Raw genomic sequence first — 818 nt, forward strand, 5'->3', positions numbered from 1 at the left:
GACGGTGTGGTTTTTGTGTTTTCTGGTCAGGGTTCGCAGTGGGCTGGGATGGGTCGTCGGTTGTTGGTCGATGAGCCGGCGTTTGCTGCGGCGGTTGATGAGTTGGAGCCTGATTTTGTGGCTGCGGCGGGGTTTTCGTTGCGGTCGGTGTTGGTTTCGGGTGAGTCGGTTGAGGGCATTGAGCGGATTCAGCCGGTGTTGGTGGGTGTGCAGTTGGCGTTGGTGCGGTTGTGGGCCGCTTATGGGGTGGTTCCGGATGCGGTGATTGGGCATTCGATGGGGGAGGTGGCTGCCGCGGTGGTGGCCGGGGCGTTGTCGGTGCGGCAGGGCTTTGAGGTGATCGCGCGGCGTTCGGCGTTGATGGCGCGGTTGTCCGGTCAGGGTGCGATGGCGTTGGTGGAGGTCGATGCCGCTGGTGCGCGGGAGTTGATCGCGGGGTATGCGGGGGTGACGGTGGCGGTGTATGCCTCACCGCGCCAAAGTGTGCTCGCCGGCCCGCCCGAGCAGATCGACGCGATCATCACCGCGGTGCAAGCCCGGGACCTGCTCGCGCGGCGTGTCGAGGTCGATGTGGCCTCCCACAACCCGATCGTGGATCCGATCCTCGAGCAGTTACGCACCGACCTGGCCGATCTGGCCCCGCAGCGCCCGCAGATCCCGGTGTTCACCACCACCGGTATCGACGATCCGCGCTTCGACGCCGACTACTGGGTGGCCAACCTGCGCAACCCGGTACGACTGCACCAGGCGGTGACCGCCGCCGCAGCCGAACACGCCACCTTCATCGAGATCAGCCCACACCCGGTGCTGACCTACGC

At 65.9% G+C, this 818-nt stretch carries 1 protein-coding gene; it reads left to right on the forward strand.

The features are described 5' to 3' along the window. The coding region (locus tag B8W67_RS20155) for an acyltransferase domain-containing protein (protein ID WP_133056185.1) at window positions 1-818 on the forward strand (818 nt) is incomplete at both ends.

Source organism: Mycolicibacillus koreensis (assembly GCF_002104795.1).
Classification (GTDB): Bacteria; Actinomycetota; Actinomycetes; order Mycobacteriales; family Mycobacteriaceae; genus Mycobacterium; species Mycobacterium koreense.